The following is a 26,340-nucleotide window of genomic DNA, read 5'->3' as shown; positions in this document are numbered from 1 at the left end:
TACAATTGACGGCATGCGCGCCTCTTATTCTTTGCTGCTGCTGGCTCTGGCCACGGCCCCCGTTTTTGCTCAAAATAGCAGTCAAAATGCCCCTCAGCGCACGACTGATAAGCGCGAGCAGCTATCAAACCAAGAGCAAGCTCCCGCCCAACGCGAGCAGCGCACCGAACACATCCAGGTCGAAGACGCCGGCAGCCGTGTGAACGAACTGCGTGTGGGCGGCCAGACGCGCAACATTTCTGTGCAGCCCAAGACCGGCAACATGCCCAGCTACGAGGTGCAATCGCCCGAGGGAACCGGCAACCGCACAGGCAGCCAGAACGGCGCGGAAACCAACACCGCCCCCCGTGTCTGGAACGTGCTGAAGTTCTGAACCCGGCCATGGCAGCGGCAGTGGCACGGCACCGGCAGCCCCGGGGCACACGCTGCGCCAGCGCCGTGCTTGCGCGATGCGGCCGCCGCTGCGTCTGGTGACCTCGCCCCGCCCTCTTTTCTTTCTCCCCCTCTTTTTCTACGACCCTGAGCGATGGCCGTTTTTACCGAAGTCTCCCCCCACGAGGCGCGCGAATTGCTGCGCCGTTTGCAACTCGGTGAGCTGGTGGAGCTGCGCGGCATCGAGGGCGGTATCGAGAACACCAACTACTTTCTGACCAGCGATCAGGGCGAATTCGTGCTGACCTTGTTCGAGCGCCTCACGGCCGAACAACTGCCGTTTTATCTGCACCTGATGAAACACCTGGCACACGGTGGCGTGCCCGTGCCCGACCCACGCAGCGACCGCAATGGCGAAATCCTGCACACGGTGTGTGGCAAACCAGCCGCCGTGGTGAACAAGCTGCGCGGCAAAAGCCAGCTGGCGCCCCAAGGCGTGCACTGCGCCGCCGTGGGCACCATGCTGGCGCGCATGCACCTGGCCGGGCGCGACTTCGACCGCCACCAGCCCAACCTGCGCGGCCTGCCCTGGTGGAACGAAACCGTGCCCGTGGTGTTGCCCCACATCGACCCGGGCCAGGCCGCACTGCTGCGCGCCGAGCTGGCCTACCAAAATCACATTGCAGCGGGCTCCACCTATACCGCCCTGCCCCGGGGCCCGGTGCATGCCGACCTGTTTCGCGACAACGTGATGTTCGACGGCGAAACGCTGACGGGCTTTTTCGACTTCTACTTTGCGGGCGTGGACACCTGGCTGTTTGACTTGGCGGTGTGCCTGAACGACTGGTGTATTGACCTGCCCACCGGCGCGCATGACGCCGAACGCGCCACCCGCATGCTGGACGCCTACCAGGCCGTGCGGCCACTCACCGCCGCCGAGCGCGAGCTGCTGCCCGCCATGCTGCGCGCCGGGGCGCTACGGTTTTGGATCTCGCGCCTGTGGGACTATCACCTGCCGCGCGAGGCCTCGATGCTCACGCCCCACGACCCCACCCATTTCGAGCGCGTGCTGCGCGGACGTATTGCCCAGCCGGTGCACGCATAGATCATCCAGCCAGTGTGTGGCCGCCCGAGCCTCAGGCGAAGGGGTGGCGTCTTCTTGCTGGCGAGCCTTTGGCACGTTTGGGACGTTCCTTGCAGGGGATCTGGTCGGCTCTTTCAATCCATGCCATTCACACCCAGCACGCGCCGCGCGCCGCGTTGCCCATCGACCGCAAGGCAGATTAGGGCGCTGGGGTAAATTCCGCCTTGGTGTTGCGCCCACACCGCCACGCTGTTGTGTCGCCCTGTCTGGCGCGCGCCCACTCATTTTTCCAGAACATTCATGAAACTCAACATCGTCCCCGCACGCACCGGCATGGCCTGGGTCAAACTCGGCATCCGGACGTTCTGGCGGCAACCCATGGCGCTGGCCGCGCTGTTTTTTCTGACCATGGCGTCCATGTCGCTGGCCACGATGATCCCGCTGGTGGGCCCCGCTGTCGCACTGGCGCTGCTGCCCTCGGCCACCCTCGCCATGATGGTGGCGTCAGCCGAAGCCACGCAGGGGCGGTTTCCCACGCCCACGCTGCTGCTGGTGGCGTTTCGCACGGGCAAGCAGCGCCTGCGCGACATGCTGGTGCTGGGCGCCCTGTATGCGGTGGGGTTTCTGGGCATCATGGGCCTGTCGGCCCTGCTTGACGGTGGGCAGTTTGCGCAGGTGTACCTGGGCGGTGCCGTGTTGACCAAAGAGGTGGCCGAAGACCCTTCGTTCCAGGCCGCGATGTGGCTGTCCATGCTGCTGTACCTGCCGCTGTCGCTGTTGTTCTGGCACGCCCCGGGCCTGGTGCACTGGCACGGCGTGCCGCCGGTCAAGGCGCTGTTCTTCAGCATCGTGGCCTGTGTGCGCAACTTTGGCGCGTTCGTTGTCTATGGGCTGGGCTGGCTGGGGGTGTTTCTGCTCGGCGGCCTGGTGGTCAGTGTGGTGTCTGCGCTGCTGGCCGTGGCGGGGCTTTCGGGTGCCACCGCCGGTGGCATCATGGTGGGCGGGGCCATGATGATGGCCGCCATGTTCTTCACGTCGGTGGTGTTCACCTTCCGTGACTCGTTCGCTCCCCCTGCCAAGACCGAGATGGAGGCACCCCCTGATGAACCACCCCACCCACCAGCTCCTGGGCCGCTCTGAGGACGAACTCACCTGGTTCAAAAGGCGCAGCCTGGTGCAGGCTGCCGCGCTGTGGATGGCGTCGGGCGGCTGGGCGGCAGCCCAGGCCCAGGCGCGCAGCAATGTGGTGGAGCTGCGCGGCGATGCCTTGCGCAATGGCGAGGCACTGACACCCCAGCACACCGTCACCGCCAACGACCATATCGAAACCGGGCCCGGCTCCACGGTGGTTTTCACGGTGGGTGACAGCGCTTTCATGGTGCGGCAGAACTCGCGCGTGGCACTCGAGAGCGACACCCCCGCCGCCGTCAAGGTGCTGCGTGTGCTGACCGGCGCCGTGGTGAGTGTGTGGGGGCGCGGCACCGAGCGGCGCATCGTGCTGCCCACGGCCACGGCGGGCATACGGGGTACAGGCGTCTATGCCGAGGTGTTTGCCGACCAGGACCAGCGGGGCTACCTGTGCAATTGCTATGGCACGGTGGATCTGTCGGCCGGCGGCGAGAGCCTGGTCAGCCAATCGTCCTACCACCAGTCGTTCTGGGCCGAAGCCGCGCCGCGCAACGGGCGGCTGCTCACCCCCGCCAACGCCATCAACCACACCGATGAAGAGCTGGAGTTTCTGGCAGGCCTCGTGCAACAGCGCACGGCCTGGCAGATTGCGGGGCGCAAGGGCGTCAAGGACGGGCGTGGGCAGATGGACTACTCCACGCCGGGCAGTGCGCAAAACCCACCTGTGCCCGAACCTGCACCCGCACCGATACCAACACCGACGCCAGCTCGGGCGCATGGCAGCCCTACAGACACGTACTGAACCGATCCACAGGCGCGCCTGACAGGCATCGCCCAGGCGCAGTGCATGCAAAAACCAGCACCACGTCCGGCCGTCACGCGAAAGTCACACAACCGTCAAACCGCTGTCACGGGGCATTTCTAGCATCGGCGGCTGGAAACCACGCCACCCGTTCGCCGCCCTTGCCTGGGGCGCAGTGAAGGGCCAAGGCGTTTTCTGCTCGTTCGCATACCAACCTGGAAATCTCCACAAAATGACCCAACCGACGATGCCTACCCGCCGCAAGGCCCTGCAATTTCTGGCCGGCGTCCCCATGCTTCCGCTCAGCGCCAGCGCATCCGCCGCCCTGCTGAGTGCCTGCGGTGGCGGCGATGGCGACTCTTCGCCCAGCTTTGTGTCGGCCAGCTTTACGTCGATGGCAGCCCCCACGCTCGCGACGGCAGCCGCCATGGCCACCACCACGGTGGGCTCCACGTTGAACCTCAAACTCAGCGATGACACGGTCCGGTCGTACCAACTGGCCTATCAGCCGTTCTTCGTGACCGGCGACATGGTGTCCGACGGCAAAGGCGGCACCGTGCTGTCAGGCGGCTACTACGACATCAACAACAAGCCCATCATCGACAGCACCGTGGCCGACAAGGCGCGTCAGTACTTCTCTGATGCACCGGACGGCACGTCGCTGCTCACCGTGGCCAACCCCACGGTCACGGGCATCAAGGGCAAGGCCGTGTTCGCCGTGGTGCAGTTTGAATACACCAACAAGGCACAAGATGGAAAGACCGACATGTACGGCAAGCTGCCCTCGCCGATTGCCGTGCTGACACTGGACCAGGACCAGACCACCGGCAAGCTGAGCCTGGTGAAATACCACAACGTGGACACCTCCAAGGTGCATGGCCTGTGGATCACCTGTGGCGCCAGCCTGTCGCCCTGGGGCACCCACCTGTCGAGCGAAGAGTACGAACCCGATGCGTTCAGCATCGCCAGCAACACCATGTTCCAGGCCTACAGCCAGAACCTGTATGGCGACGCTGCCAAGGCCAACCCCTACCACTACGGCCACATGCCCGAAGTGACGGTGAACCCCGATGGCACGGCCAGCATCAAGAAGCACTACTGCATGGGCCGCATCTCGCACGAGCTGGTGCAGGTGATGCCTGACAACCGCACCACACTGATGGGCGACGACGCAACCAACAGCGCTTATTTCGTGTTCGTGGCCGACAAGGAAAAAGACCTGTCGTCCGGCACGCTGTATGCCGCCAAGGTGGGCACGGGCTTCTCGATTGACCCCAAGGCCACCACGGCTGCCGCACTCACCTGGATCAAACTGGGCTCGGCCACCAGCGCCGAGATCGAGCAGTTCGCCAACACGCTCAAGCCCACCGACATCATGAGCGTGGTGAAGGCAGATCCGAGCGACACCAGCTACACCAAGATCGTGGCCAACGGCAAAACCGAGTGGATCAAGATCAACGCGGGCATGGAAAAGGCCGCCGCTTTCCTGGAAACGCACCGCTACGCCGCCTATATGGGCGCCAGCACGGGCTTCTCGAAAATGGAAGGCACGACCGTCAACATCAAGGACAAGATCGCCTACTCGGCGCTGCAAAACTGCCAAGATTCGATGGTGGCAGGCAACGCCGCCAATGTGCCCGGCAACGGCATCTCCATCCCAAAGAAACTCGGTGCCGGCGCGGTGATGGCGCTGAACCTCAAGGGCGGACAGAAGGACACGAAGGGCGCTGCCATCAACAGCGAGTGGATGCCTGTGGACACCAAGGCGCTGCTGGCAGGTGAAGACATCACAGCAGACGCGCTGGGCAACACGGCCAACCCGAACAACATCGCCAACCCCGACAACCTGAAGTTCTCGGAAAAGATGCGCACCCTGTTCATCGGCGAAGACAGCGGCCAGCATGTCAACAACTTCCTGTGGGCCTACAACATCGACACCAAGCAGCTGTCGCGTGTAATGTCGATCCCCGCAGGCGGCGAGTCCACCGGTCTGCACGCCGTGGACGAGATCAACGGCTGGACCTACATCATGAGCAACTTCCAGCACGCCGGCGACTGGGGCAGCATCCACAACGTGGTCAAGGCCACGCTGGACCCACTGATCAACGCCAACTACAAAAACAAGTCGGGGGCTGCTGTTGGCTACCTTACCGGCACACCCAGCCAGATGAAGCTGAGCTGAAAGAGCTGCTCCGGCCCCACCTGCCCAACCCGCCCCCATCGGCGGGCCGGGTAAGGTGGTACGCTAGGCGCAATCAAACGGGACCTTCGGGTCCCGTTTTTCGTTTTCCGTTTCCGTTTCCGTTTCCACTTCCGGGCGCCACGAAGCAGCGCAGCGCTCAGCCCTCGCATGTCCCTCATGCCCTGCCATCCTCAACAACACACAACACACGAACTCGCCGCAGGAGCCTTGTTTCGCCCTCAAATCCCGCATTTTCCTTGTTTAATAGTTAAACACGAATCAATCTTATTAATATAATCACTGGCAAATTACCAATGCGCCTTTCGCTTTTTGGCATTGGGCGCCACGCGCAGTGCAGGCACGCCTTCGGGTTGTCGCACCGCTCCATTCCTCGCGCCAGGTTCCGGCAGTGCTCCCGGGCGCCTGCGCAACCGCCAACTTCGCCCCGGAGATTTTTATGTCCCGCCCTTCACAGACCCGAAACGCCCCTGCCTTTGTTTTGCTGGTGGCTGCCCTCGCCGCGCCTTGCACCATGGCGCTGGCCCAAAGCAGCGCCACGCCCGCACGCAGCGAGGCCCATAGTCCCGTGGTGGCCGTGACGGCATCGGCTGTGACGGCGCACTATGCGCAGCTCGTGCACGCGAACTACAACGACACATTGACCGCTGCGCGCTCACTGCAGGCCGCCGTCAAGGTCTTCACGGCCAAACCATCGGCCGAGACGCTGGCAGACGCGCGAACAAAGTGGCTGGCGGCACGCGAGTTCTATGGACAGACCGAGGCCTTCCGCTTCTATGGCGGCCCTATCGACAACGACAACGGCCCCGAAGGCCGCATCAACGCCTGGCCCATGGACGAATCGTTCGTCGACAGCGTGCAGGGCAAGACCAATGCAGGGTTAGTGAACAACCGCCAATTCGCCATCAACAAGAAGAACCTGTCTGCGCAGAACGAGCGCGGTGGCGAGGAGAACATCGCCACTGGCTGGCACGCCATCGAGTTCTTCCTGTGGGGCCAGGACCTGTCCGAGACCGGCCCGGGCAACCGAAATTTTGAAGACTTCGTGGACGGCAAGGCCCCCAATGCCGACCGCCGCCGCCAGTACCTGAACGTGGTGACCGACCTGCTCATCGACGACCTCGCCTCGCTGGTGAAGTCCTGGGCGCCCAGTACGGCCAGGGACACCAAGAACCACTACCGCACCCGCTTCGTGAAGGGGGGCCAGGAGTCCGTGCGAAAGATGCTTTTGGGCCTGGGCTCGCTCTCGCGCGGCGAGTTGGCCGGCGAGCGCCTGGAAGTGGCCCTGAACAGCCAGGACCAGGAAGACGAGCACTCGTGCTTCTCCGACAACACCCACCGCGACGCGGTGACCAATGCCAAGGGCATCCAGAACGTGTGGCTGGGCGAGTACCAGCGTGCCGACGGCAGCGTTCTCAAAGGCGCGTCGCTGCGCGACCTGGTGGCCGCCAAGGACGCAGCGCTGGCCGACAGGACGACGCAACAGATCACCGCCTCAGTCGCCGCCGCCGAAGGCATCCAGGCACCGTTTGACCGCGAGATCATCGGCGGCAAGGACGCACCGGGCCACCAGCGCATCCAGAAGACCATCGACAGCCTGACGCAGCAAAGCAAGGACCTGGTGGCCGCGGCCAACGCCATCGGAATCACCAAGCTCACGCTCGTGCAACCTTGAGGATGAAGCATCCCCTGCGCCTGGCGGCAGCCAGCATCGGCATCATCGCCCTCGGCAGCCTTGGTGTCGGCGCCTTGACGGCAGCGCCCCAGCCCGATCCGTTGGGCGAAAAACCCGGCGGCGAGACCACGGTGTTCGCCACCGGGCGCAATGCCTTTTCGTTCCCGGCCGCCAACCTGACCGATGAGGAGCGCACACGCTTCGTCATCGGCAACTCGTTCTTCCGGCGCAACTGGGTGGAGGCGCCTGCCTCCACCAAGGCGCGCGACGGGCTGGGCCCCCACTTCATCGCGCGTTCGTGCGGCGGCTGCCACGTGCAGGACGGCCGGGGCGAGCCGCCAGCGATCTTCAACCGCCTGGGCGAAACCAAGGACCCCACCGTGGCCCTGTTGATCCGTCTGTCCATCCCCGGCACCGACGCGCATGGCGGCCCCAAGCACGACCCGGTATACGGCGACCAGTTCAATAACGCGGCCATCCAGGGCGTCAAGCCCGAAGGCCGCGTGACCCTGCGTTACGACACCATCAAGGGCCAATTTGCCGACGGCACGCCCTACACGCTACAACAGCCCATCTACGGCTTTGCCGACCTGGGCTACGGCCCTATGCACCCGGACGTGATGACGAGCCCGCGCATTGCGCCGCAGATCATCGGCGTGGGCCTGCTCGAAGCCATTGCCGAAGCCGACATCCTGGCCAATGCCGCCAATCAGGCCGCCACCCCTGGCCCCATCAAGGGCGTGCCCAACAAGGTGTGGGATGCCCCCGCCAGCCGCATGATGGTCGGCCGCTTCGGCTGGAAGGCCAACGTGGCCAGCATCGCGCACCAGACAGGCGGCGCCTTCCTGGGCGACATGGGCATCACCTCGCGCCACTTCGCGCAGGAAACCTGCACGCCCACGCAAAAGGACTGCCTGGACGCACCCAGCGGCCAGAACAGCAGGAAGGGTGGCGGCAAACAGGGCCAGTCCGGCGTGGAGATCGACGACAAGACCCTGGCAGACGTGATCTTCTACCAGGCCACTCTGGCACCGCCCGCACGCCGGAACATCAACGACGCGCAAGTGCTGCGCGGCCAGGCGCTGTTCTCGCAGGCCCAGTGCGCCACCTGCCACCGCCCGAGCTACGTCACCAAGGAAGGTCACAACGACGGTGTTTCCCCCCTGCTGACCAGCAAGGCGCTGAACGGCCAACGCATCGCCCCCTACACCGACCTGCTGGTGCACGACATGGGCGAGCGCCTGGCCGATGGCCGACCCGACTTCGGCGCCAACGGCCGCCAGTGGAAAACCCCGCCGCTGTGGGGCGCGGGCCTCATTAAGGACGTGAACGGCCACACCCGCCTGCTGCACGACGGCCGCGCGCGCGGTGTGCTCGAAGCCGTACTGTGGCACGGCGGCGAGGCCGAGGGCGCCAAGGACCAGGTGCTCAAGATGAAGAAGGCCGACCGGGATGCGCTCGTGAAATTTGTGGAGTCGTTATGAAAATTTACCCCCACGCTCCGCCGCTACGCGGGTCGCAGCCCCCCAAGGGGGCCGCGTTTTCATCTTGGGGCGGCCCGTCGATGAAAACATCCCTCCTTGCAGCCGCCCTGCTGCTGGCCACCCTGCCCCCTCTCGCAGCGCAGGCACAGTCTGCGGCGCCCACTGCACCCACCATCCCGGCCTGGCAGCGCAACGCCGTGCCCTTCTACGACACGGTGCATGCCCTGCAAGGCATCTACGGCCACTGGACTCTGCCGCGCGCGCAGGACTTTGACCGCGATGCGCGCGCCCTGGTGCCCGCCGTGGCGGCGTTGTGCCAGGTGCCGGCGGCAGACGGCACGACCGCGCTCGAATCCGCACGCACCGCCTGGCAGGCCACAGCCCGCGCGTGGGAGCAGCTCGCCGCCGTGTCCGTCGGCCCGGTCATCGCACGCCGCAGCCAACGCGCCATCGACTTCACGCCCACACGCCCTGCACTGATCGACAAAGCCATCGCTGCCCAGCCCCAGGGCGCCAAGGCCTTCGAGCGCATCGGCACGCCAGCCAAAGGCCTGCCCGCACTGGAATGGCTGCTGTGGACGCGCCCCGCCCAGCTCGGTAGCCCTGCCTGCAGCTACGCCCGTGAGGTGGCCCAGGACGTGGCGCGTGAATCGGCCGCACTCGCCAAGGCCTATGCCGACGCGGCGACCACCGACTGGGGCGCCGAGGACGAGCAAGAGGCATCCACCCAGGCCATCAGCGAATTCGTGAACCAGTGGGTGGGCGGCATCGAACGCCTGCGCTGGGCACAGATGGACAAGCCGCTGCGCGCCGCTGGATCGGGATCCCGCACCCGCACGCCGGACTACCCTCGCACCGCCAGCGGCACCACGCTGGCCGCCTGGGCCGCCACCTGGGGCAGTCTGCGCAGCCTGACCGCCTTGCCCGCCAGCGCCAGCATCCCTGCCGCTGGCGAGGCTCTGGTGCCGCTGGAGATGGTCCTGCGCGGCAAGGGCCTGAACCCGCTGGCCGACACGCTGCGCCAGGCCACCGACAAGGTCGACGCGTCGATGGCCCAGGTGCAGAAGTCCGGCCTGCAGGACAAGACAGCCATCCAGCAGACCGTGCGCGACCTGGCCGCGCTGAAGTTCCTGGCCGAATCCGAAGTGGCGCCTGCGCTGCAGGTGAGCATTGGCTTCTCGGACGCCGATGGCGACTGACCTACGCCGCCGCCATGCGCTGGCCACTCTCGCGGGCCTGGGCGCCTGCGTGATTACCCCCGGCACGGCATTCGCCAAAGTCGGTGATCGCGTTCGACTGGCCGCTGCCTGGGAGCGCCAGGGCAGCTTTCACATCGGCCTGCTGTCCACACAGGAAGGCGCTGGGCAGGCGCTGCAGATTCACGCCGCGCTGGAAGTGCCGACGCGCGCCCACGGCCTGTGTGTGCTGCCCGACGGGTCGGTGCTGGCCACCGCCCGCAGGCCCGGCGACTGGCTGGTGCGGTGGCGGCCCGGCGCTGGCGGAGAGCCCCAGTGGCTGTGGCAAGACGGAGACCGCTCCTTCAACGGCCATGTACTGGCCAGCGCCGACGGCCAGCGGATCTACACCACCGAAACCGATGCCGAGACCGGCGCGAGCTGGGTCGTGGTGCGCGACGCTCGCACGCTCGCAAAAACCACCGAGTGGCCCACCCACGGCATCGACGCGCACGAATTGATCTGGGACACGCAGGCCGGCAAAGGCAACGGCGGCGCCACCCTGATCGTCGCCAACGGCGGCGTGCCCACCACGCCCGAAATCGGCCGCGTCAAGCGCAACCTGGACGCCATGGACTCATCGCTCGTGCGGCTCGACGCCCGCACGGGCAGGCTGCGGGGCCAATGGCGCCTGCAGGACCAACGCCTGAGCCTGCGCCACTTGGCCTGGAGCCCCGATGGAACCACGCTGGGCATCGCGTTGCAGGCCGAGCACAACGACGCTGCCGTCAAAGACGCAGCCCCCGTGCTGGCCCTGTTCGACGGCATGGCGCTTCGCGTAGTGCCCACGCCCCAGCACATCGCGCAGAGCATTCACGGCTACGGCGGCAGCATGGCCGCCACACCCACCGGCTGGGCAGTGAGCTGCCCGCGCGCCCACGGCATCGCCACGTTTTCATTGCGGGGGGGGTGGCAGGGCCTGGTGCCGCTGCCCCAGGTGTGCGCGCTGGCGGTGCGCGACGGTGCGCTGTGGGCGGCAGGCCTGGGTGCCAGCCTGCAGGATGCACAGGCCACTGCGCGGGTAAGCCATCCGCATGGCGCCAGCCTGCAAGGTGCGCGGCTGGACAACCACTGGGGCGTGGCACATGAAAATGTCACCAAAAATCGGCCTTAGCGCTTGTTGAACAAGCGCCATTAGCTATCAAAAATATAGTAAATTGATGCACTATCTTTGCCGCTGTCGCACACATGGCCGTGCGGTAGGCATCGGGAACCCCACGAATGCGAGGGCCCAGATGATGAGCACCTGGCCATACCGCAGCACGCAGACGCTGCGCGCTGCGCCACATTACCGCCCGGTGAACATGAAATACGCCAGCACACACACACCGCCAGCGCCACGATGAGACGTGCGATCCAGGGGGTGATCAGCCAAGCGCCCAGCACCATGGCCACACGGCCCCACAGGTGCGGCGACTGGAGTGCGTTCTTCGGCCCCTGAGATGGTGGCCCGTTGCCCTGCAGCGGGTACCCACAGGAAGGGCAGGCAGGTGCCTGCGACGAAACTTCACGCCCACATTCCGGGCAACGCATGAGTGCCATGGTCTATCTTTTCACGCCAGGGGGCACCCCGATCAGAATCTGGACGCGCCGGTTCAGTTGCCGCCCTTGCGGATCGTCCCGCCCGTCAGGGGTGGTGTTGGGCGCCAGCGGCTGGCGCTTGCCACGGCCCTCGGCATGGGCCTGACGGCCCGTCTGGCGCAGCAGGACTTGCGCCACGGCATCCGCGCGGCGCAGCGAGAGGCTGTCGTTGTAGGCATCGGTGCCCTTGCCGTCGGTGTGGCCCACCACCGTCAGCGGTGCGGTGGGGTAGCTCTTGATCAGCTCTGAGGCTTTGTCCAGCGACGCCGCCGCATCCACACGCAGTTCGGCCTTGTCAAAATCGAACAAAACATCGGCCGGTAAATCAATGGAAATAGCCTGCTCGGGCGTGGGGCGGGCCTTGAGCTCGGCCAGCAGCGCGCGCGTCTGCTCCAGCCGGTGGGCGGGAACCTCTGCCTCGCGCAACAGGGTGCGCGGCCCGGTGCTGGGCTGCAGCGTGGTCTGCGGGGACTGCGCCGCCAGACCGCCCGCGTCACCTTGCCGCTGCAGCACCGTGGAAGGCGCCCCCGATGCAGGCACCAGATGTGTCGGCACTGCGGCCAGCGACCGGCCGCTGCGCACCACATCGATCGCCTTGGCCATGCCCGGCACAGCCAGAGCCGCCGCCAGCACGAAGGCCTCCCGCCGCGCCAGCACTCCCGCGATGGCTTCGCACACCATCAAACGCCCTGCAACGGCAGGTCGATGACCAGCCCCGGCGCCACGATGTTGTCGCCCTGGTTGCCATCGTTGAACACCAGCTTGAGCTTGCGCGCCGAGGGGGCCACGGCCCCCATGAACACCAGTTGCCCGTCCAGCGTCTCGCCTTCGCGGATGGTCATGTCGCGGTTGTTATCGGGCCGCTTGATGTGCAGACGCGCCCCACTCTCGTCCTGCAGATACGTGTCGGCCAGGGCCAGCATGGTGGTGTCGGTGATGCGGTTGGCAAACGAGATGCTCACATCCAGCACTGTGGCATCGCCGCCGATTTCCACACCCTTGACCCGCACGGTCACCCCGGCAGGCGCCACGCCCTGGATCGACAAGGCCACCTTCCTGGGTGCGGCAGCCGTCGCCGCTGCCGCGACCGGTGCCGCACCGGCGGGTGCTGTGCCCACGGCAGCAGGTGCCGCCGCTGGCGGTGGGGCGGCGGCAGGCATGGCGCCGGCTGCGGGCGTCGCAGCCACGGGCTGGGGCGCATCCGGGGCCTGGTCTTTGCAGGCGCCCAACAGCAGGGCCGCCGCCAGAAGGCCGCAGGTGGGCACGCCGCGCCGCAGGCTGTGCTGGGTAGGGGTGAATCGGTTCATGGTCATTCTCTTGAAGGTGGTTGTTGGTTGGTGTGGGGTGGCAGTGCGCGGTGTTTTGTGCCTCAGCGGATACGGATGCTGTTGACCTGGGCTGGCACCTCGGGCGCCCCGGGCGCCTTGTGGCCCGCCGCAGCGCCGGCGGTGTGTGGTGGGCAATCGCGCGTATCCACGTTCTGGATGTTGCGGCCCTGCACGACGACGGTCTGGCCGTCGAGCCGGGCGCGCGACACGTCGACGCTGTTGACGGACGCCGTGCCGTTTTGCGCGCACCGTGTGCCCACAGCGGTGTTGCCTGTCACTTCGATGTGGTTGCCGGTGCTGGTGGCGGCGCCTGCAGGGGCGCCGTGGGCAGCACCCGGCGCGGCGGAAGGGGCGCGCATGGGTGGCCGAGGGGTGCGATGAAGATCAGCACCGGGCGATTCAACCGGGGACGTGGACCGCGATGGGCCCACCGGCCCGACGGGCCCCATGGGGCCCACCGGCCCCGCCGCGAAGGCCAGAGCCCCGCCAAGAACAAGCGTACTGGCCATCAAAACACGAACCACAACAACAGCGCGGTGCACCGACACCTCCATTTCGGCGCATTCACGCCGACATTGTGGATGCCGCAAGCCGGCCCTTTTCATTGCGGCGCCGCTTTCCCCGGCATGCCGGGCAACCCACCCCCTGCGGGCGCATCCGCAGAGGGCGGCGTCACCACCCTGTTTCGCGGGACCGAAGAAATCCCCGGCAGTCCCCCGCCGGGCCGCGCCGGGGACATTGCCGGCTGTGGCGGGCCGCCCACGGCGCCCGTGTCTGCGGTTGCCTGGCGCTGAATACGGGCCTCCAGCTCGGCAGCAAAACGTTCGGCCAAGGCCACTTCTTCCACCGCCATCTCTGAACCCAGCTCGTTGATCACGGTGGCGGCGTGTCGCTGGGGATCACTGTTGGGCTGCGCCAGTCGCTCAAGCAACCGCGCATAACCCAGCGCTTTCACGCTGTCTTTGGGCACGCCCTGCCCCTTTCGATTCATCTCCGTCAGGCGCTGCATGGCCCGAGGGTCTCCGCGCACGGCCGCCAGCAGGTACCAGCGGTAGGCCTGGCCCATGTCCCCGAGGCCCGAGCGCGGGTTCTCGTAGGCACCGCCTACAAACGACAACAACTGGGGGTTCTGCGTGGTCAGCGCCTCACGCTTGAGGCGCTCCAGTTCATTGCGGTAAATGGGCCCTTGGCAGCCCAGGTCAGTCACGCCGCGCTCCAGAGATTGGTTGCAGGCCTCGACAAACCGCGCGCCCACATTGGCAGCAGGCGCAGGGGCCTGGGCGGGCGCCAACGGGCTGCCAGGCGCAGCAGGAGCCACCGGCGGGGACGGGGGCACCTGCGCCATGGCGGCGATGTGCAGGCCGGCGCTGGCGATACAAAGGCTCCAGCCCTGCAACGTCCAAATGGCACGCTTCATGAGCCCGCCTTGACCTTGACAGCCGGCGCACCCGCCACAGGGGCCTGCGCCACTTCCCAGGCCATCGGAACACCAAAAAACAGCGGCTCGAAGCCCTGCCAGGTCATCACGTCCACCGCGCCAAGCGATGCATAGCGTGTGCCATACACCTTCTCAAGGGCCTGCCGGGTGGCATCGTCCAGTTTCTGGGTCACCTGCACCGGCTCGCCATATTTGCGCAGGGTCACTTGAATCAGTCCGAGCTTGAGTTCGGGGCTGAGGCCATTGAACGCGCTGCGCATGTTGTCCACCACCACGGGGTCGGGCTTGCCGTTGGGAATGCAACGCCAGTACGGTGTGTTGGTGGCCTTGCCCACCAGTTCAAGCACGCTCAGGTCCACGAGGGTGCGAATGGCAGAGTGGCGCCCCTGCAGGTATTTGCCTTCGAGCTTGAAGCCGAAGGCATCCCCGTAGAAGCCCAGGCTGGCGTTGTCCTCCGAGCTGAAGTTCAGGACCTTCACCACGTTGGATGCCTGAATCTGCGGAACCATCTGCTGCGTGGAGAAGCTCACCAGATTCAGGTCCAGCGCCAGCGCGGAATAGATGGCCGTGCGCTTGACATCACCGCCCAGCGTCACCTTGCCGTTGCCGCCACCGAATTCGATGCCGGCCGAATTCACACGGCCCGCACCTGCGATAGCGCGGTCAAACTCGGTGAGCGCCCCCGTGATCAGAAAGTCCGGCATCGTCACACCGAACTTGGCCCCTAGCTGCGCCTGCGATATCAGGTAGTCGGGGTGGTAGGGCACATACACCACGCGCGCGCCAATGCGATTGACGGCGGTGCGCACCATCTCGGTGATATCCCCCGGTATCTCTGCGCCCACGAGGGGGCTGGAAAGGTTGGTCGCGTCCAGGATGCTGCGCGTCTGCATGTAGATGACGGGATCGCCCTCTTTGTACACATCAAGCATCCGCCCAAACCGGCCCAAGGCCAGCGAATAGGGGCTGAGGTTGGTCACGGGCAGCAGTTTGTCGGCTTCGCGCTCTGCCAGCAGGGTGTTGGCGTCCTTCAACGCGTTCTCGGTCGACGCGCAGCCAGCCAGCGTTGCAGCGGCCAGTGCGAGCGCCGTCCATCGCAGAATTTTTCTTGTCATGGTTGTTATGGATCGTGTTGTTATCGGGTGTCCCGGCGCCCCGCTCTCTCTCGGGGCCGTCCTGCGCAGCGGGCAGGGCGCGGCCTAGCGGCGCGAGTTCAATACGGTGATGTTCTCCACGCCCTTGCCCTCTACGTAGAGCGTCACGTTGCCGTTGACGTTGCCCTGGATCACCGGGCTGGCAATGCGCAGCGTGCCGTCCGCAGACCGCTGCACGTCCGAATACGTGCTGCGGATCACGATGTTCTTCTGGTTCTCAGGCAGCAGCAGCGTGCCGTCGGGCTGCAACAGGGCGCTTTGGTCTACCAATGTGTTTTGCGCGATGGCGCGGTTGACCCGCGCCTTGGCACTGACCGAGGGATACACGCCATCGTTCAAGCGAACGCCACTTTGGGCCATGTCTTTGTAAGCCCCCAGCTGCTCGCCGTAGTTCACCATCTGGGCTTGGGCGCCCCAAGCAATACACAGCAGGCCACCCGCCAGCAAGGCCCGACGCCCCGCCCCTGCACGCAACCGGCTGTGAAAAGATCGACCCAGGTTTTTCATGTCAACTCCTTCGATGCACGGAAAAAATAAAACAGAAAACCACGTCGCTACATGCTGAGCAGAGTCACCGCAGGCAACACGGTGACGGACTGGTTCACGATGCCTGTCGACGGCACGGTGTATGTGTAGCCAGGGTTCGCAGCAAACGGTGTGTTGGCGGCCACCCCGGCGACCCCCGTGATGGCGCCGCCGACATTGCGCACACTGCCGGATGTCATGCCCGCCGCAGCCATGGACATGTTGCCCACAATGGTCACGGCGCCAGTGATCACGCCCTGGTTGACGACCGAGTTGGACACGCCACCGGCCATGGCGCGCCCCTGGTTGCCCACAATCATCACGCTGCCAGCCATCACACCCTGATTCACCAGCGAGTTCACGGTGCCCCCCATGGTGGTCGAGCCCCGATTGCCCGCAATCACCACCCGGCCCGACAACTGGCCCCGGTTGTCCACGCTGTTGACGGTGCCACCGCCCGTGGCATCGCCTTGATTGCCTGACAGCACCACCTGCGCACCGGCCATGCTGCCGCGGTTGCGCACGCTGTTGACCGTGCCACCACCACTTGCGCGCCCCGCGTTGCCAGCAATCAATATCTGGCTGCCCTTGATGGAGCCTGCGCCCGAAACGCTGTTGACCTGGCCGCTGCCCTGAACGCTGGCCTGATTACCCAGGATGGTGATGTTCGAAGCGGTCACGCTGCCTTCGCCACGCACGCTGTTGCCCAACCCGCCACTGACCGAGCCGGCATTGCCGAGGATGGTGATCTGGCTGCCCGCCATGCGCGCATCACCCACCACGCTGTTGATCACGCCGCCGTCGCGCGCCGACCCCTGGTTGCCCAGAATGGTGATGCTGCCGCCCTGCAGGGTGCCCGCAACGTCCACGCTGTTGGCCACGCCTTGCTGCGCAGCGCCCTGGTTGGCGGCCACCGTGATGGTGGAGCTTCCGACACGTCCCCGGCTCTGGCTGCGCACGCTGTTGGCCAGCGCGTCTTTACCGGCCGCACGCGCACTACCCTGGTTGGCAACCACTTGCACGGCACTGCCTTGCAGTGTGCCGTCCACCTGCACGCTGTTGGCCAGTGCCGTGCTGCCCTGGTCCGCCTGGGTGGAGGCTGCCGAGTTGCCCGCAATCAGGGCCTGCACGCCATCGACGCGGCCCGCAGCCCCCTGCGAGAAACTGTTGGCGGCTGCCAGCCCATTGCTTGCCCCCACGCTACTGGCCGAGTTCCCGATCAGCTGCAGGCTGGCGGCGCGCATGGCCCCCAGCACCTGAACGGCATTGGCGTTCGCCTGCCCTACCCCCTTGCCAAACGCTGCAAAGCCGCCGACCGTGCCTTCACGCCCTTCGCTGTGCACATTCGAGGCCACATTGCCGGCCACGGACACGGTCGTGCCGTCGACACGGCCTTCGGCGTTGATAGACAACGCATTGGCATTGATGCGGCCGCCCTGCGCGTCCAGCTGCCGCGCACTGTTGCCCACCACCTGCAGCGCGCTGCGCGCCAGCGACGTGTCGCCGGAGCCATCCATATACAGGCCATTGGCCGCCAGCACGCCGTTGGAACCCGAACCCACGCCCAGCGCCTGCGACGAGCCACCGCTCGCGCGGATGTTTTCTCCGACGTTCCCCGCGATGACCACGGGCGTGCCCTGCACGCGCGCGCCGCGGTAGGCCGCCAGCGCATTCACCAGCGCCGTGCCGCCAGTGGCATGCACGCCGCGTGCGGTGTTGCCGGCAATCAGCCAGGGGGACGCGGTGTCCATAAAGGACCGGTCATGCAGCACCAATGCATTGGCAGCAGCCCGCGCCCGGCTTTCGCGCCCCGCCAGCCCCCCCACCGCGGATGCGGAATCTGCGGCCGTGGTCATATCGGTGGCGGTGTTGCCGGTGAGCGCGCCCGCAGCCGACAGGTGTGATGCAGAGCCCGCCCCGCTTTCCAGTGCCACGCTGTTGGCCTGCAACGCGCCGCCCCGTGCATCCAGGCGTGACGCCGTGTTGCCCACAACGGCCACAGACTGCGCGTCCAGTTGCGCGCCCGTGACCGCAATGGCATTCGCCAAGGCCACCGACTGCTGCGTGGCCGCAAAAAGAACGCCGCCGCCCGCCTGCGCGGAGTAGCCCGTGGACCGCACGCCGTCGGCTCGATTGCCGGCCAGTGAAACGCTCGTGTTTTGCACGCGGCCTTCACTGACGGTGAGGGCATTGACAGCCGCCAGCCCGCCAGACCCTGTCACGGACTGCGCGCGATTACCAACCATCGCAACGGCGGACCGCTCCAGGGTGGATTGCTGGTCGGCCGCGACAGCATTGGCCAGTGCGCGCCCGTTGCGGTCCAATGCCGCCACCACGCCACCGCCTACGCCGCCTGATCCGCCCGTGGTGCGCACGGTGTTGGCATCGTTGCCCGCCACGACCAACGTACCCCCACTCACACGTGCGGCGTCCAGCCACACGCTATTGGCCACAGCAGCGCCGCCCGTGGCCACGACATCCTGCGCAGTGTTGCCCACAATCTGGTGCACCGGCGCCTCGGCCAGTTCCCCCCGGCTCACGGAAATGGTGTTGGCCAAGGCTGTGGCCGACACGCGGACATCGGCAAGCGCTCCGCCCAAAATGGAGCCTTCACCACCGAAGGCCTGCACATTGCGTGCGGAATTGGCCGAGACGGCCGCCTGGTAGCCAGCCGATCCGGCGAGGCGGTGGTCTGCAAAACTGATGCTGTTGGCCAGAGCGCTGCCGCCCGTGGCCGTGAGTTGCGCCGCCTGGTTGCCCACCACGGACAACCGCGCGCCCCTCAGTTCACTGGACGCCAGCGCCACCGCGTTGGCCCCCGCGACCCCGGTCAGGTCTACCTGGGCAAGGGTGCCCCGCCCCACGCCAGCACTGCCACCGCCCGCGCGCACCTCTTGTGCACGGTTACCGGTTTGCACAATGCGGGTGTTCTCCAGCACGCTGCGAGCGGCCGTGAGGGCGTTGGCCAGCGCCGATCCGCCGATCGAGGTGACCCGCAGGGCATCGTTGCCGGAAACCACAGCCTCCGTGTTGCGCACCGCCGTGGCATCGAGCAACACGCTGTTGGCAGTGGCACGGCCCGGCATCTGCAACGATCCCGTACCCAGCAGCACCTCGGACTTGGCGCCAAAAGCAGCAATGTCTGCGGCGCGGTTGCCCACCACCACCAGACGGCTTGCCGTGAGTGGCTGAGCGCCCGTAGCGCTGGCCGCCAACACCACATTGGCCGTGGCGGCACCCCCCAGCGCATTCACAAAGCCTGTGACCTGGTTGCCCAGCACCGCGATCTGGGACTGCCGCACGTCCATGGCCGCCAAGCCCACGGCATTGGCCTGCGCGGTGCCAGCCAGATCGACCCGCATGCCCGCGTTGGCCAGGGCAGACCCCTTGCCGCCGGTGGAAACCACCGGCCCCGACGAGCGATTGCCCTGGACCTGGAGCTGGCTGCCCGCATCCACCTGTGTTCCGACGCTGTTCTTGTGCCAGCCCAGGCCGGCCAGCATGGACTCCTGCGCTGCCGCCTCGTGTACAGGCGCGACGGCGGTGGTCAAGCCCATCAGGCATGCCACGGTGAGAGGGGATGGCGTCTTAGGCACTTGCGATCTTTGAGGTTGTCAAAAGGTGCTGGCCACCTGGCGACACGCCTGGTGGCCCATTCGCACGGCGGGCACGGCGGCCCCAGAAGGGCGCGCGGTATCCCTCGCACCGTCCATCAGTTGATGTTGATGGTGTTGACGTTGGCCGTGCCGCCAATCGCCTTGATGTCCGTGGCTTCGTTGCCGCTCACGGTGATCTCCGAATTGCGGATCTTGGAACCCGTGATGTTGATGCTGTTGACGTTGGCTACGCCTTCCATCGACACCTCGGCCACCTTGATGCCCGCCTTGCCGCCACCCGCGATCACGTTGGTGGCTTTGTTGCCGGTCACGGTGATGCGGCTGTTGGTGACTTCAGAGCCAGAGGAGCCCTTGCCCGACAGCAGGCCAGGGATCGTGACGTTGCCGCTCTGGGCAAAGGCGACGCCGCAGGTCATGGCCAGCGAAGCCAGGGCAGTAATGGCAATTTTGCGCATATCAATAATCCTTCAAGAAGTTGAACATTAATCGACGAGCAGCCCAGAAGCGGCTTGCGAAACGAATTCTTGAAGAGACAGCGCCATCACGGAGTAAAGAAATGTAGCCATTTTTCAAATACGTGAATCATGGGTTATCCACAGCTGCACGATCTATAAAAATCCTTGCAAACGCACTAACAGGGCGGCATGCAGGCCTGCGTCCTACACCCCAAAATGAAAGATTCCCACAGACAGGTCTTGAACGCCTCTCAAAACTTTCTCCTTAATTTGGCAGCATTTAATTACACTTAAAATCATAATCAAACTCACAATAACATTTTGAAATTAACAAACCACTGAAAATTAATCGGCATATCCATTCGTTTGTAATAAATATGAAATTAATCATGCTACGCAACCTTGGCACTATGGTTTTGGCCAGCGCACTTCTGGCCTGCTCGCCGCGCTCCGGGCCGGAAGCACCCGCAGGAGCTGCCTACCCCACAGATGCCCAGATTTCCGCCGCACTGCAGACGCAATTTCAGACCGACCCACACAGTGCCGCTGCGCGCGACCTCATCCGCACCCTGGGCGGCGACAAAGGCGCGCTGCGCTACCAGATCCACCACGTGATCTACCGCCAAGGTGCGTATGAGGCTCGGTATGACGCCGTTCTGGTGATGGGCCAACCGGGGGCGCAGAGCCTCTTGGCGCTCTACGCCAGCATGATTCCCGAGGCCGAGCGGGCCCCAATCGGGGCGGCCAGCCTGGACGCCTACGAAACCTGGCTCAAGGCACAGGCAGAGTCGCTCAAGAAGACATCACCGCCGCAGGCGCAGGCGTTGATGGCCACCATGGAATTGCTCGGCAAGTGCTACCGCGACGCCCGGGCGGGCAGCGAGGTCACGGTCATGCAAGGGCTGGGGGCGCTGATTTCTCCCGAGCGCAGCGGGCTGTATGCCGAAAAACTGGCGCTGCCCGACACCACGGCGCGCTGCCTGCCCACGTGACTGCCGTGGCACGAAGGGGCGTCGGTCGGCGCAGGGATGTCAACAACCAGCAAACGGCCGACGCTTTGTTCTCGCCAGACGGACGGGGAACAGGCGCACACCGGCGAGCAGACCGTGGAGACCATGGAAACCGTGGGGAAGGTCATCCTTTGCCGCAGCATGGCGGGCCAGTCAACCTCTCCAATGGGATAAAAATGGCCTCTAGCGCTTGATGAACAAGCGTTAACAGCTCTCTAATTGATAGCTAATAGTTCCTCTGGCAACTCAGCGGTGCCAGTCACACGGCATCGCTGATGGCGCCAACATGCCATCGGGCAGTGTTCCTTGCGCACGGCCCCTTTGGCGCCTGTTCAAAGCCCCTCTCAAGGCGCGGAGAGCTGTACGGGGGCCATGGACTGCAAGGCGCCATCCCCGCCTGCTGGCCGGGATCTCGCAGAGCACACAAACATGGGTTGGACGAAGGCGGAGCGGCTGGGGGCTGCGTGGCCCCACCCGCCCGCAGAGAGCCCCGAGTCTGGACGCCAGCGCCTTGCCCCCTCGTTCGCTGGATCAATGGACGTTCGCTGTGATCGCGGCGCGGTGCCACCGGGTGCCCGCACTGCCGGCAGCGGTGCATGCGCGTCCTAGCTTCCGTGCCACCCCATTGCGGCCCAGGCTGACAGCAAAGCCCGGGGTGGGCGGTCAGATCACGCGGCTCACTCCACCACCGTCAGCTTGGCCACGCTCAGCGCCAGCCACTTGGTGCCGTGGCGCGGGAAGTTGACCTGTGCGCGTGCGTCGTCACCCGAGCCTTCGATGGCCAGCACCTTGCCTTCGCCAAACTTGGTGTGGAACACGTTGATCCCCGCGCGCAAACCGTGCGATGGCGCGGTTTTCTGCACGGGCACCGGCGGGCTGGCGAATGTCTCGGATTTGAAGTCAAATTGGCCTCTAGCGCTTGATCCATAAGCGCTACCAGCTCCTGATTTAGGAGCAAAACTCGGCGCATACGAGCCAAACCCCTGCTGCTTGGGCGTGATCCACTTGAGCGCGCTTTCAGGCAGCTCGTCAAAGAAACGGCTCTTGACGTTGTAGCGCGTCTGGCCGTGCAGCATGCGCGTTTGCGAATGGCTCAGGTACAGCCGCTTGCGCGCGCGGGTGATGGCCACGTACATCAGGCGGCGTTCTTCTTCGAGGCCGTCGCGTTCGGTAGAAGAGTTTTCGTGCGGGACCAACCCCTCCTCCATGCCACCGATGAACACGGCATCAAATTCAAGGCCCTTGCTGGCGTGCACGGTCATGAGCTGCACGGCGTCTTGCCCGGCCTGGGCCTGGTTGTCACCGGCCTCCAGCGCGGCGTGGGTCAGGAAGGCGGCCAGGGGCGAAAGGGTTTCGCCAGTGTCGATGTCCACGATGCCGGGGATGGCGGGTCGCAAAGGCTCGTCCAGCACGGGCGCATTCGGGTCCAGACCTTGGCTCACCGGGCTTTGCGCGCTCTGGCCCAGCGGCGTGCCGTGCTCATCGAGCGGCAGCGCCACGGCGTCGCGGCCAAAGCCTTCCTGCGTGACAAAGCTCTCGGCGGCGTTGACCAGTTCCTGCAAGTTCTCGATGCGGTCGGCGCCTTCTTTTTCGGTGCGAAAGTGCTCAATCAGCCCCGTGGATTCGAGCATCTGCTCGATGATGCCGCGCAGGTTCAGGCCCTGCGTCTGCTCGCGCAGCACATCCACCATGGACACGAAAGCGCCCAGGTTGGCGCCCGCCTTGCCGGGCACGGCGCTCACTGCGTCGTGCAGCGAGCAGCCTGCGGCGCGGGCAGCGTCTTGCAGCACCTCAATGCTGCGCGCGCCGATGCCACGCGGCGGAAAGTTGACCACGCGCGTGAAGCTGGTGTCGTCGTGCGGGTTCTCCAAGAGGCGCAGGTAGGCCAGCGCGTGCTTGATTTCTGCACGTTCAAAAAACCGCAGGCCGCCGTACACACGGTAGGGCACGCTGGCGTTGAACAGCGCCGATTCGATCACCCGGCTTTGCGCGTTGCTGCGGTAGAGCACGGCAATCTCTTTGCGCTCAAAGCCGTCGTTGCGCACCAGCTGCTTGATCTCATCGACCATCCACTGCGCCTCGGCCAGATCAGAGCTGGCCTCGTACACACGCACCGGCTCGCCCGCGCCCTGCGTGGTGCGCAGGTTCTTGCCCAGGCGGCGGCTGTTGTGGCTGATGAGGGCGTTGGCCGAATCAAGAATGTTGCTGTAGCTGCGGTAGTTCTGCTCGAGCTTGATCTGGCGCTGCACATCAAATTCGCGCACGAAGTCGGTCATGTTGCCCACGCGCGCGCCACGGAAGGCGTAGATGCTCTGGTCGTCGTCGCCCACGGCGATCACGCTGCCACGCGCTTCAAAACGCCCGTCCACCTCATTGCCCGCCAGTTGCTTGAGCCAGGCGTACTGCAGCTTGTTCGTGTCCTGAAACTCGTCGACCAGGATGTGCTGGAACCGGCGCTGGTAATGCTCGCGGATGGGGTCGTTGTCGCGCAGCAGCTCATAGCTGCGCAGCATCAGCTCGCCAAAGTCCACCACCCCTTCGCGCTGGCATTGTTCTTCGTACAGCTGGTAGATCTCGACCTTTCTGCGCGCGTCGCTGTCATTCGTCTGCACGTCGCCGGGGCGCAGGCCTTCTTCCTTGCAGTTGGCGATGAAATAGGACAGCTGTTTGGGCGGAAAACGCTCGTCATCCACGTTGTGCTGCTTGCACAGGCGTTTGATGGCCGAGAGCTGGTCTTGCGTGTCCAAAATTTGAAACGACTGCGCCAACCCCGCCGCCTTGTGGTGCGCGCGCAAGAGGCGGTTGCACAGGCCGTGGAAGGTCCCGATCCACATGCCGCGCACATTCACCGGGAGCATGGCCGACAGGCGGGCCACCATCTCCTTGGCGGCCTTGTTGGTGAAGGTGACGGCCAGAATACCGCCGGGCGTGGCGTAGCCGTTTTGCAGCAGCCAGGCGATGCGGGTGGTGAGCACCCGGGTCTTGCCCGAGCCCGCCCCCGCCAGGATGAGTGCATGGCCTGTGGGCAGCGTGACGGCAGCCAGTTGCTCGTCGTTCAGGTTGGCCAGGAGGGGCGACGCGGCCGAGGCCGCACCGGCGTGTGGGGGCACCAGGGCTTCTGGCGCGCCCGAAAACGGGTCTTGTGGGAACATGCGGACATTGTAGAAAGCGCCCCGCGCCCCCATCCACCCGCCCCATGAAAAACATTGCACATCCCCTGGCGATCCTGTTGGCATCGATGCTGGCGCATGCCCCCTCTGCCATGGCCCAAGCCAGCTGCAGCAGCGACGGCACCGCCCAGCCCGTAGCGGTGTTTGAGCGGTTCATCAATGCGGACTGCGAAGCCTGCTGGGCCGACCCGGCCACGCCTGTACCTTCGGAATCGTCGTTGTCCAGCCCGGGCGCGGTGGTGTTGGACTGGATTGTTCCGGCGGCATCGGGCGACGAGGCACCGCTGTCGGCAGCAGCGATCAACGATGCGCTCATCCGCCTGCAGGCGCTGGGACGCCAGGTGCCCAAAGCTACCGATGTGTACACCGCACCGGTGTTGCCCCTGGCAACGCCATCGCCCCGGCTGCGCGTAGCCCACGGTTTGCCATTCGGCGACTACATAGGCACTGCCATCGCCTGGGCGCCAGCACAGCACACCAACACCAGGGCACGCTCAGCGGCACACCAGAACGGACACAAGAACACACAAGCCACACCCCCTGGCGTATTCCGCTACCACCTGGTGCTGGTGGAGTCGGTGCCTGCGGGCACCGATGGCACCACCGTGCCACGCCATATCGTGAGAAACCTGCTCGAAGGCGTGTGGGCACCCTCGGACCTCCGCCCCGATTCCAAGAAACCCCGCCAGCGCCGGTGGATGGAGGTGCGCCCAATGCAAATCCCCCAAGGTGCGCAGGCCGAGCGTTTGCACATGGTGGGCTGGGTGGACGATGCCCAGAGCCGGATCATGGCGGCCGCGCAGTCTGCGTGCAGGTAATACAGGTCATACCGCCAGCGTTATGACGCACGTTTTTGAGGCGGGTAGAATCAATCACCGGGCCCAAGTTTCTTGACGCCCGGTTTTTTTTTGTGCCCGCGCTCAGCGGGGTTCGGTGCGAGCCGCCACGTTCGCCCCCGCATAACCGGTCAACAAGCCAAGCGCCCACCGCGGCAAAAATCCTTTTGCCGCGTCCTTCACTGGAGCTTGGAATCTCATGGAAATCTTCGACTACGACAACGTTCTTTTGCTGCCGCGCAAGTGCCTGGTGGAGAGCCGCTCAGAGTGCGACGCCAGCGTGACGCTGGGCAGCCATTCGTTTCGCATCCCCGTGGTGCCCGCCAACATGAAGACGGTGGTGGACGAAAAAATCTGCGTCTGGATGGCGCAAAACGGTTACTTTTACGTCATGCACCGGTTTGATCTGGACAACGTCCAGTTCATCAAAGACATGCATGCCAAGAGCTGCTACGCCTCGATCTCGCTGGGCGTGAAACAGCCCGACTACGCCACGGTAGACCAGTTGGTGGCGCAGGGCATCTCACCCGAGTTCATCACCATCGACATTGCCCACGGCCATGCCGACAGTGTGAAAAACATGATCGGCTACCTCAAGAAGCACCTGCCCAAGGCCTTCGTGATCGCCGGCAACGTGGCCACCCCCGAGGCCGTGATCGATCTTGAAAACTGGGGCGCTGACGCGACCAAGGTGGGCGTAGGCCCGGGCAAGGTGTGCATCACCAAGCTCAAGACGGGTTTTGGAACGGGTGGCTGGCAATTGTCGGCGCTCAAGTGGTGCGCACGGGTAGCGACCAAACCCATCATTGCCGACGGTGGCATCCGCAGCCATGGTGACATCGCCAAGAGCATTCGCTTTGGCGCCAGCATGGTGATGATCGGCTCGCTGTTCGCAGGCCACGAAGAATCACCCGGCAAAACGGTGGAAGTGGACGGAGAGCTGTTCAAGGAGTACTACGGCTCGGCCAGCGATTTCAACAAGGGCGAATACAAACACGTCGAGGGCAAACGCATCCTCGAGCCGATCAAGGGCCAACTGGCCAACACCCTGATCGAGATGGAGCAGGACGTGCAAAGCTCCATCAGCTACGCGGGGGGCAAAACGCTGATGGACATCCGCAAGGTGAACTACGTGATTTTGGGCGGCGACAACGCGGGTGAACACCTGCTGATGTAATCCCGCCAGGGACTGGCGACGTACGTGCCACCCCGATGCGTGAGGCGGGCGTGGCCGCTACCTGCGGCC

Annotated in this window: 22 protein-coding genes; 12 read left to right on the top strand and 10 right to left on the bottom strand. The window is 65.2% G+C overall.

The features are described 5' to 3' along the window. The first annotated feature begins 13 nt into the window (after nucleotides 1-13). The 9 genes from KI609_RS06575 (at nucleotide 14) to KI609_RS06535 (ending at nucleotide 11,094) form a co-directional block, all read left to right on the top strand. On the top strand, nucleotides 14-373 hold the full coding sequence (locus KI609_RS06575) for a hypothetical protein (protein WP_226448337.1): 360 nt from the start codon (nucleotides 14-16) through the stop codon (nucleotides 371-373). A 153-nt stretch (nucleotides 374-526) separates the two neighbouring features. After that, nucleotides 527-1,477 (top strand): homoserine kinase, encoded by a 951-nt coding sequence (locus KI609_RS06570; RefSeq protein ID WP_226448335.1) that lies wholly within the window; start codon nucleotides 527-529, stop codon nucleotides 1,475-1,477. A gap of 279 nt (nucleotides 1,478-1,756) precedes the next feature. Further along, entirely contained in the window at nucleotides 1,757-2,596 is an 840-nt protein-coding gene (locus tag KI609_RS06565) for a BPSS1780 family membrane protein (RefSeq protein WP_226448333.1), read from the top strand. Then, the gene (locus KI609_RS06560) at nucleotides 2,559-3,386 is read left to right on the top strand and encodes an iron dicitrate transport regulator FecR (RefSeq protein WP_226448331.1); all 828 of its coding nucleotides are present in this window, start codon (nucleotides 2,559-2,561) and stop codon (nucleotides 3,384-3,386) included. Before KI609_RS06565 ends, KI609_RS06560 begins: the two co-directional genes overlap by 38 nt. Before the next feature lie 232 nt (nucleotides 3,387-3,618). Then, nucleotides 3,619-5,568 (top strand): PhoX family protein, encoded by a 1,950-nt coding sequence (locus KI609_RS06555; protein ID WP_226448329.1) that lies wholly within the window; start codon nucleotides 3,619-3,621, stop codon nucleotides 5,566-5,568. 532 nt (nucleotides 5,569-6,100) lie between these two features. Next, nucleotides 6,101-7,261 carry an imelysin family protein gene (locus tag KI609_RS06550; RefSeq protein ID WP_226450209.1) on the top strand — a complete coding sequence of 387 codons (1,161 nt, stop codon included), beginning with the start codon at nucleotides 6,101-6,103 and terminating at the stop codon, nucleotides 7,259-7,261. Nucleotides 7,262-7,263: 2 nt separating this feature from the next. Beyond that, entirely contained in the window at nucleotides 7,264-8,745 is a 1,482-nt protein-coding gene (locus KI609_RS06545; protein WP_226448327.1) for a di-heme oxidoredictase family protein, read from the top strand. A gap of 80 nt (nucleotides 8,746-8,825) precedes the next feature. Beyond that, entirely contained in the window at nucleotides 8,826-9,944 is a 1,119-nt protein-coding gene (locus KI609_RS06540) for an imelysin family protein (RefSeq protein ID WP_226448325.1), read from the top strand. Beyond that, nucleotides 9,934-11,094, top strand: a complete 1,161-nt coding sequence (locus KI609_RS06535) for a DUF1513 domain-containing protein (RefSeq protein ID WP_226448323.1) — start codon at nucleotides 9,934-9,936, stop codon at nucleotides 11,092-11,094. The genes KI609_RS06540 and KI609_RS06535 overlap by 11 nt, the downstream gene beginning before the upstream one ends. Nucleotides 11,095-11,114: 20 nt before the next feature. Here the strand turns inward: KI609_RS06535 and KI609_RS23020 are convergent, their stop codons facing one another. The 9 genes from KI609_RS23020 to KI609_RS06490 all read right to left on the bottom strand — a co-directional run bounded on the left by KI609_RS23020 (nucleotide 11,115) and on the right by KI609_RS06490 (nucleotide 20,078). Then, entirely contained in the window at nucleotides 11,115-11,513 is a 399-nt protein-coding gene (locus tag KI609_RS23020) for a zinc ribbon domain-containing protein (protein ID WP_226450207.1), read from the bottom strand. Between the two features lie 12 nt (nucleotides 11,514-11,525). Beyond that, nucleotides 11,526-12,242 (bottom strand): OmpA family protein, encoded by a 717-nt coding sequence (locus KI609_RS06525; RefSeq protein WP_226448321.1) that lies wholly within the window; start codon nucleotides 12,240-12,242, stop codon nucleotides 11,526-11,528. Beyond that, nucleotides 12,242-12,868 carry a hypothetical protein gene (locus KI609_RS06520; protein WP_226448319.1) on the bottom strand — a complete coding sequence of 209 codons (627 nt, stop codon included), beginning with the start codon at nucleotides 12,866-12,868 and terminating at the stop codon, nucleotides 12,242-12,244. Before KI609_RS06520 ends, KI609_RS06525 begins: the two co-directional genes overlap by 1 nt. 62 nt (nucleotides 12,869-12,930) lie before the next feature. Next, the gene (locus tag KI609_RS06515; RefSeq protein WP_226448317.1) at nucleotides 12,931-13,248 is read right to left on the bottom strand and encodes a hypothetical protein; all 318 of its coding nucleotides are present in this window, start codon (nucleotides 13,246-13,248) and stop codon (nucleotides 12,931-12,933) included. A gap of 242 nt (nucleotides 13,249-13,490) precedes the next feature. Then, nucleotides 13,491-14,306, bottom strand: coding sequence for a sel1 repeat family protein (locus tag KI609_RS06510; protein WP_226448315.1), 816 nt, complete (start codon nucleotides 14,304-14,306; stop codon nucleotides 13,491-13,493). Then, nucleotides 14,303-15,442: a CsgG/HfaB family protein gene (locus tag KI609_RS06505; RefSeq protein WP_226448313.1), complete on the bottom strand. Its 1,140-nt coding sequence runs from the start codon at nucleotides 15,440-15,442 to the stop codon at nucleotides 14,303-14,305. Before KI609_RS06505 ends, KI609_RS06510 begins: the two co-directional genes overlap by 4 nt. A gap of 84 nt (nucleotides 15,443-15,526) precedes the next feature. Next, nucleotides 15,527-15,988 (bottom strand): hypothetical protein, encoded by a 462-nt coding sequence (locus tag KI609_RS06500; protein ID WP_226448310.1) that lies wholly within the window; start codon nucleotides 15,986-15,988, stop codon nucleotides 15,527-15,529. A 47-nt stretch (nucleotides 15,989-16,035) separates the two neighbouring features. After that, nucleotides 16,036-19,563: a beta strand repeat-containing protein gene (locus KI609_RS06495; protein WP_226448308.1), complete on the bottom strand. Its 3,528-nt coding sequence runs from the start codon at nucleotides 19,561-19,563 to the stop codon at nucleotides 16,036-16,038. Nucleotides 19,564-19,718: 155 nt separating this feature from the next. After that, complete coding sequence (locus KI609_RS06490) at nucleotides 19,719-20,078, bottom strand: hypothetical protein (RefSeq protein WP_226448306.1); 360 nt, start codon at nucleotides 20,076-20,078, stop codon at nucleotides 19,719-19,721. A gap of 389 nt (nucleotides 20,079-20,467) precedes the next feature. Between KI609_RS06490 and KI609_RS06485 the strand changes: the two genes are divergently transcribed. After that, on the top strand, nucleotides 20,468-21,070 hold the full coding sequence (locus KI609_RS06485; RefSeq protein WP_226448304.1) for a hypothetical protein: 603 nt from the start codon (nucleotides 20,468-20,470) through the stop codon (nucleotides 21,068-21,070). A 695-nt stretch (nucleotides 21,071-21,765) separates the two neighbouring features. Here KI609_RS06485 and KI609_RS06480 read toward each other — a convergent pair. After that, nucleotides 21,766-24,240, bottom strand: a complete 2,475-nt coding sequence (locus KI609_RS06480) for a UvrD-helicase domain-containing protein (protein ID WP_226448302.1) — start codon at nucleotides 24,238-24,240, stop codon at nucleotides 21,766-21,768. Nucleotides 24,241-24,284: 44 nt separating this feature from the next. On the opposite strand from KI609_RS06480, the gene KI609_RS06475 reads away from it, so the two are divergent. Both KI609_RS06475 and KI609_RS06470 read left to right on the top strand, forming a co-directional pair. After that, nucleotides 24,285-25,076, top strand: coding sequence for a hypothetical protein (locus KI609_RS06475; protein ID WP_226448300.1), 792 nt, complete (start codon nucleotides 24,285-24,287; stop codon nucleotides 25,074-25,076). A 217-nt stretch (nucleotides 25,077-25,293) separates the two neighbouring features. Then, a complete protein-coding gene (locus KI609_RS06470) occupies nucleotides 25,294-26,271 on the top strand; it encodes a GMP reductase (RefSeq protein ID WP_226448298.1) in 978 nt (325 codons plus the stop codon). Nucleotides 26,272-26,340: the final 69 nt, after the last annotated feature.

The sequence above is a fragment of the Acidovorax radicis genome (assembly GCF_020510705.1).
GTDB lineage: Bacteria > Pseudomonadota > Gammaproteobacteria > Burkholderiales > Burkholderiaceae_C > Acidovorax > Acidovorax radicis_A.
The sequence above is the reverse complement of the archived record's forward strand: the minus strand, read 5'-3'. Positions and strand labels throughout refer to the sequence as shown.